We start from the raw sequence: 7,423 nt of genomic DNA, 5'->3' as shown, positions 1-7,423 counted from the left end.
GTTCTCTGATGGCAGAAACCGTTCTTTGGCGGCTGCAAAATATCATATAGTTATTGACATAATAAGCAATATGTGGTTGTGGAGGATTTGAGGTATGGGAAGTTTGAGTATAGTATAATATCGCAGGAGTTACTCATTGTAATTACGATGTCAAACACCAGATTCAAACCTTTTGACACTGTAATCTCATTGTACAAATAAGCTGAAACACCGGCTTTTCTGTGCAAAACAAATAAGAAAGTGTAGAGGAAATTATGCATTACCACAATCCATTTCATCAAAAAAGACATACCACGAAAGCATCTCATGGTATAAAGTTTGTTACTTCAATCACTACGACCATTGCGCTGATCTTGGTCTGTGCGCTGGCAGTTTCGCAGATCATTCCGACAGACCGGACAAATCGATCTGCCAAAGTCGCACAGGGTAAAACAACCAGATCAAAAAAGCCTGTGAAAACGACATTTACCCCGGCTTCCGGTGAATTTCGCGGTGTATGGATCTCTTTTCAGGATATTGGAGAAAAGCGCTACACCAAAAAGCAGTTTGAGAATTTCATCAACAAGACGTTTGATAACTGCAAAAAAAATGGATTTAACGCTGTGATCGTTCATGTTCGTCCATTTGCCGATGCCTTGTATCCGTCCAGCTATTTTCCATGGTCTCGCTATGTATCCGGAAAAGCCGGGAAACATCCGGGATTCGATCCGCTCTCCTATGCGGTCAGCGCGGCACATAAACGGGGCTTAGCTTTCCATGCATGGATCAACCCTTATCGCATTGCCAGCAATACGACCAACGTATATAAACTCCCGAAAAAATCCATTGCCAGAAAATGGGCTGTTTCCAAGAAAGCTTCCAAACGCCGCAATGTATTAAAATGGGATGGGAAACTGTACTTTAACCCGGCTTCCAAAGATGTTCAAAATCTTGTTTGCAATGGTGTCCGTGAGATCGTGCGCGATTATGCTGTAGACGGCATTCATTTTGACGATTATTTTTATCCGAATCTGGGTGCGAAATACAAAAAGGTATTTGACTACAAAGAATACAAAGCATACGCAAAGCGCTGCAAAAAGAAACACAAGAAAAAAGTTTCGATCGTAACTTGGCGCAGAAACAACGTATCCAACATGTTAAAACGTGTTCGAACCATCGTACATAGATTGGATAATAATTGCGTATTTGGCATCAGCCCGGCAGGCAATATCCGTAATTTATATGCAAAAAATAATTATTACGCAGATGTCAAAAAATGGATGCGTTCTTCCAAATATATTGATTATATCTGCCCACAGATTTACTGGACATTCAGTCAAAAGACTTGTCCTTTCCGCGAAACCACAAACAAATGGCTCGCGATACCACGCGCAAAATCCGTAAAAGTATATGTCGGTCTGGGCGGTTACCGCGCCGGCATCTCTAAACGGGAGGCAAAATTAGGAGCGGACGCAGAGTGGGGCACAAGCCGCACTAATCTCAAACGCCAGCTCCTATACTTACGCTCACAAAACGGTTGTGGCGGTTTTATGTTGTTCTCTTATTCCGATTTGATCCGCAAATCGGCACGCTCAGAAATGAAGCGGTTTACAAAATTGCTGAAAACTGTACCTTCAAATGCTGTAGGACCAACTGCGACGCCAACGGCAGCTCCAACCACTGTACCGACGGCAGTACCAACAGAAACTCCAACAGATGCTCCAACGGACAGCTCAACAACTGCTCCAACAGAAACTCCAGCGGCAGCTCCAACAAACTCACCGACCGTTACCGGCAACTGATCCCGGAACGCACGGTGAAACCGTTACTTAACAGCTAACTCCGCAGGCGGCTTTGCCAGTATGTTGTGCACCGGAATAACGCTTACAATTGCATTTACCAGCATAATTGCCGCTATCAACGTTATCGCGCCCCACCATGGAAAGCTTAGATTCATTCCAAGGGATGGCACGGATGCGGCGAACTTCATAACACCTGTCGTGACCACAACCCCGGGAAGTGTCGTATAGCAATTGATCAGCAGCATTTCAAGTATAAAAGAACGGATAATACTTGCCTTGGAAATTCCAAGCAGGCGATACACCGTCAACTCCTCCATTCGTGATGATGCATTGGAGCGGATCGTATAATAAATGATCAACACAGACAAGATGACAGCAATCATTGCAAACAATGCCTTGCTTCTCGTCTTGTCTTTCATTTTGTTCCGATAGGCTTTCACTTGTTGCTCTGCCGGAATCGTCACTTTGACCCGAAACATTTTTTGATACGGTTTCAGTTCACTTTGCAATTGCTTTACCAGCTCTTCCCGCTGCTCCAAATCATCCACATAATATTTTATCTTCTGCATTCCAACTGCCAACTGGTCTGCTAATTGCTTACCGGCGGCATCTGTCAAAACATAATCAACATCACAGGAATTGTCAAATCCACCCACTACAATGTAATTTTCTCCTGCATTACTAACCGGTTCCTCTTCGTAAGACACGGAACTATTACCAAGCTGTTGCACCGGATATTCTTTCTGGTTTCCCTGAAATTCCTGATAACTTTTGATCTGATCATATTTTGACTGCGGAACCAGCATCTGATCATCCTGCAAGGTTACATTATCGTACTTACCCGGATACATCTTCTGCAGCTCTGATAATGACATGACCGAATAGGAACTCGCAACCATTCCTAGCAGCTTTGATTGACTGCAGTAAATGGACGCCTCGTTGTTGCCACTAATGCCAACTACCGTCAGATCTTTGCTGAATGTGTTAATAGAAAGTGTCTCTCCTAACAACTCCTTTGCGGACGCATATTGACCGGAAATAGCCGTGTCACTTTTCAAGAAACGATCCGCAACCAGCTTATCGATAACAATCTCATCCGATTTCTTTGGAAGCCGTCCATATAACAGATCTTTCTTCGTAACTTTCGATATGTCCACATAGGAAAAGTCGCGGATCACCTGGCTGCTCCCCCGCATCTGATATAACGTATCTGCCTGTATCACCAGGTCACGCGCAGCATCGTAAAACATCATATCCTTACGTTTCCCTTTCGAAAGCACCTTATTATAACACTCCTGCATGGTATCACCAACGGCATATTCTTCTGCCGGAGAAGCCAGTTTCATCTCCACCTGTACATAATGTGAATCATCCTTCACAATCTCTTCCCGATGCACCGTAACTGCTGTGATCAAGTCCGATATCGTCAGCGAAAGCATGATTGCTGTTATTAAAAGGATGACAACGATAAATGCCTGCTTTTTCCCCAACAACTTCAAATTTTCTAGTGTCATTCGCCAGGTTGCTTTCCAGGACAACCCGGATTTTTTACTCATTTCCAATGGAGGTAATTCATATGAGAAGTTCTCAACATCTTCCATCTCCAGTTTTTGTCTTGGCTCATCAAAGATTTCACATCCGGCTTCTTCCCCCGCAAAGATCACATCACTTGCCATGTCACTCCGAATATAAAGTTTCCCACTTTTCCATGCCATTTTTAATCGAATAGGTTCCTCTTTGCTGTCCGCATTTTGGTACACTTCAATTTCATTTTCATCGCTTTGCATGGCCTGACATGTGAGCTCCGGCAAATAAATATTACCATCGTCCGATCGTTCATAACTGCTGCCGGAATGATTATCGTAATCTTTTGTAATCTCTCCATCCTTGATCTCTAGAATACGATCCGCAAAAAACTCAGCAATACGGCGCTCGTGCGATACTAAAATAACCAGACATTCCTTGGAAATCGCACGCAATATACTCATTGTACGTATTGTATTTTCCTCGTCCAGATTGCCGGTCGGCTCATCTGCCAATATGATCTGCGGTGATTTCACAAGTGCCCGGGCAATAGATACCCTCTGCTGCTGTCCACCCGACAATTTGGATACCAGCTTCTTTTTGTAACGGCCTATTCCAAGCTGCTCCAATACATACGATACTCTCTCATCTTTTTCCTCATCCGTCAGATCATAATGACTAAGTGCAAGCTTTACATTATAAGCAACCGTGTAATCCTGCAGCAAATAATAATTTTGGAAAATATAGCCAAATTTTTCACAACGCAAATGCTCAATTTTCTTTGGCTCGTACTTCTTTAATATCGTTTCGTCTACAGTAAGTGTTCCTCCCTGAAACACATCCAATCCACCAATGGTATTTAATAACGTGGTTTTTCCGGAACCGCTTTCCCCCAAAATACATACCAAACCTGTCTGTGGCAGCTCCAATGTAATATCATTCAATACATGAAGCTCACTTCGTTTACCGCGGTTAAAATATTTCTGTAAATGTTCTATCTTGATCATTCGCTCACCTTCCCTTTTAACAAATGATTAAACGCTGCTACCATCACCATCGCAGCCACATAATTGTACATAAAGTACGCTAGGTACCCCGGCCATTCATAATAGTAGAGCATAGCACGCAGCGCCGGCACAAAGATTCCAACTACATTCATCACTACCGCGACCACGATAATAGCAGTAATACTGTATCGACGCATCTCCATATAATTGATCTTGCCGATCAATTTTGTGGACATACCCATGAATTTTAAGATTTTCTGGTCTTTGATCTGAATCTTAAATATAGAACGTAAGATCAATATCTCAGCAGCCATCATCACTAATAGTATTGCCACTGCAATGCCGATCGTCCTTAAACGTTCCTGTACCAGATCTGAATCGTATTCATCTGCACCAAAACGCAGTGTACTCACAGCCTCATACCCGGCTTTATCCAATGCCTTTAACACATGATCCATTTTGGCGTAACTTGTAATATATACCGATGCCTGCCTGCTCTCGGTGCGATAATACTTCTCATAAATATTCTGAGAAACCTCTGCAAAATTTGCCCACAGCCATTTATCTTCTCACCGGTTTCTACATTCTCGATCTGTTTGACATCCTTGCTTTTCATATCCTTGTCATACTGATCAATATGCAATAAACCGGACTGATCTAAAAGAGTCAAGTCATTATCTTCTGCCCGATACACCGCTGCTTCATATGCACCTGATACACAAAGTTCGTTATCCTTCTTCACGATATCGCCAACAATCGGCCACAATGTTGCCTGTCCCTGATATTTGCCAAGTTGTTGATTATAGGCATATTCATAGAATACTTTGCCACCGGTTACGGTACTTTGCAGCATTGTACATATCTCCGGCGAAAAGTACACCTGTTTATCCTTATTTTTTAACAGTCCGCTTACTTTCATCTTCCGCTGTATATAATTCTCCGTTGATGACCAAAGCACATCGCTTGTATAGAAAAATGTAATCGTATCACCAACCTTATATTTTCCCCGATCGTACAGTACAACTTCATCGATCTTCTTTGGCAGACTGCCCTTTACGAGATCCGATTTCTTCAAGCAGGAAGATGATCGCATGTATTGATCTTTCTTGACGTATTCAACGTTCTGCGAGTCGTACAGCCCCCCTTCATTGCTCGTACTCATCCTATTATAGCCGTACTCCTGTCTATAATCTTTTCCTTCCTCAAAATAATAATTGACGTCATTCACAATATCGTACTGATCCACCGAAACGACGTGCTTCATTTTGGTGAGTCGGTCAATATCTTTTTTCGTCATAAACTTTTGATCTTTACGTCTAATTGAAATGCGCTTATCGTCTTTGCGCGCAAAAGATGTTGCTGAATACTTTTTGGTGTAAATATCATCTGCATTCATTAGCAACTGCCCGATAAATAAAAACGATACGATAGCAGCAGCTAAGAAAAATCCCATAAACAATGCGATTTTTTCCGGCTGTCTCACTGCATTCATTCGCACAAAGATCCGCCCTATGGTACGATCGCGAAGTCGTTCCTCATTGCTTTCAGACTTTTTACCGGCTGTCATTTTCTCGTTGTTGTCCACATTCTCGGACATCTCCGATTTCTGATCCGTGTCCGTATTTTCGGATACTTCTGACTTCTGATCCGTGTCCGTATTTTCGGATACTTCTGACTTCTGATCTATGTCCGTATTTTCGGATACTTCTGACTTCTGATTCGTGTCCATATTTTCGGATACGTCCAAGATCAATGATCCATCATGCAATCGCACTTTTCTGGTAACATATTTTTCTACCTGTTCATAATTGTGAGTTACCATTATAACCAAATGGTCTTGCGAAAGATCTCGAAGCAATTTCACGATCTGCGCTCCGGTTTCACTGTCCAAGTTACCGGTTGGCTCATCCGCCACAATAATATCCGTATCCTTTGCCAACGCACGAGCAATCGACAATCTCTGCTTTTGACCACTGGACAACTTAGACGCACGCTGGTCTCTCTGTGCACTCAGGCCTACCCGTTCCAAATAATGAATTGCCTTGTCTCCAGCTTCTTTCTCTGGCACTCCCATGATCAAAAGTGCACTGACAATATTTTCTTTGGCGGTATAATGACCGATCAAACTATAATCTTGAAAAACAAAGCCGATCTTAGTACGACGATATTCTTCCCAGTCATCTTCATCATACTGAAATGTCGGCTGTCCATCCACATAAAGCTCCCCATCATCAAACGTATCCATACCGCTGATGATCCTAAGCAATGTTGACTTTCCGCTGCCGCTTTCCCCTGTGATCGCAACAAATTCTCCCATGCGAAACTCCAGATTGATACCCTGCAATGCCTGTGTCACTGCTGTTTCGGAATAATAATACTTCGAAATATTTTGCAACTTAATTCTTACTTGCTGCATATTTCCCTCCTTTTTCACGTTGTACATACTTTGACTCCCAACATACTTTGACTCCCAACATACTTTGTACTTTGACTCCCAAAAAAGCATATCATAAAAAAAGAGGCGAATCTTCCTGGAAAATTCTACCTCTACTAATATATTTTTTTCCGATTTCTGGAAATTTTAATGCAACATTCTATAATTATTGCTGTAATTTCACGTCCTGTCTTTGTTAATGAAACGCATCTGTCCTGCCTCTTCTCCATAACGCTTTGCAACAACTTCCAATCCCTGCAAATGACGACATTCGGAACATAAATTCCCGAAATCCAACGGCTTACCGCAGATCTGACAATACACCTGCGACACTGTTTTGCCATCTGTATTTTTGTACTGAATACGACCTTCACGGATCCATGCGCGTACCTTCGCATTGGAAATGCCAAAATGGTCAGCCACCTGAGATTCGTTCACATCATTTTTACGAATATAATCTTTCACTTCATTAAACAGATTCATTTCCATGCATGCCGGACATATATCTTTATTATATTCAGGATGTAATCTGCGTCCACACTGCTTACAGCTCTTTATCTCCGAATCTCCAAAACGATTTCTATCTACGATCATATTTTCCCTCCTCTTCTCATATTTCTGCAGCTGCCTTTATTCATAAAGCCGGCTGCCACGAACTTTCTGCTCTTATAAGAATA

General features: G+C 42.3%; 5 protein-coding genes. 1 reads left to right on the top strand and 4 read right to left on the bottom strand.

Annotation, left to right across the window (positions count from 1 at the left end):
• The first annotated feature begins 254 nt into the window (after window positions 1–254).
• A complete protein-coding gene (locus DW981_RS07200; protein ID WP_118507249.1) occupies window positions 255–1,781 on the top strand; it encodes a family 10 glycosylhydrolase in 1,527 nt (508 codons plus the stop codon).
• A 23-nt stretch (window positions 1,782–1,804) separates the two neighbouring features.
• Here DW981_RS07200 and DW981_RS07195 read toward each other — a convergent pair whose 3' ends face one another.
• From DW981_RS07195 to DW981_RS07180, 4 genes are all read right to left on the bottom strand, one after another.
• The gene (locus DW981_RS07195) at window positions 1,805–4,312 is read right to left on the bottom strand and encodes an ATP-binding cassette domain-containing protein (protein ID WP_118507248.1); all 2,508 of its coding nucleotides are present in this window, start codon (window positions 4,310–4,312) and stop codon (window positions 1,805–1,807) included.
• Window positions 4,309–4,770 carry a hypothetical protein gene (locus DW981_RS07190; protein WP_118507247.1) on the bottom strand — a complete coding sequence of 154 codons (462 nt, stop codon included), beginning with the start codon at window positions 4,768–4,770 and terminating at the stop codon, window positions 4,309–4,311. Before DW981_RS07190 ends, DW981_RS07195 begins: the two co-directional genes overlap by 4 nt.
• The gene (locus DW981_RS07185) at window positions 4,755–6,728 is read right to left on the bottom strand and encodes an ABC transporter ATP-binding protein (RefSeq protein WP_182434181.1); all 1,974 of its coding nucleotides are present in this window, start codon (window positions 6,726–6,728) and stop codon (window positions 4,755–4,757) included. The genes DW981_RS07190 and DW981_RS07185 overlap by 16 nt, the downstream gene beginning before the upstream one ends.
• A 198-nt stretch (window positions 6,729–6,926) precedes the next feature.
• Window positions 6,927–7,340 (bottom strand): FeoC-like transcriptional regulator, encoded by a 414-nt coding sequence (locus DW981_RS07180; RefSeq protein WP_022026037.1) that lies wholly within the window; start codon window positions 7,338–7,340, stop codon window positions 6,927–6,929.
• Window positions 7,341–7,423 lie beyond the last annotated feature (83 nt).

The organism is Clostridium sp. AM49-4BH, from assembly GCF_003478335.1.
Taxonomy (GTDB): domain Bacteria; phylum Bacillota; class Clostridia; order Lachnospirales; family Lachnospiraceae; genus Butyribacter.
The sequence above is the reverse complement of the archived record's forward strand: the minus strand, read 5'-3'. Positions and strand labels throughout refer to the sequence as shown.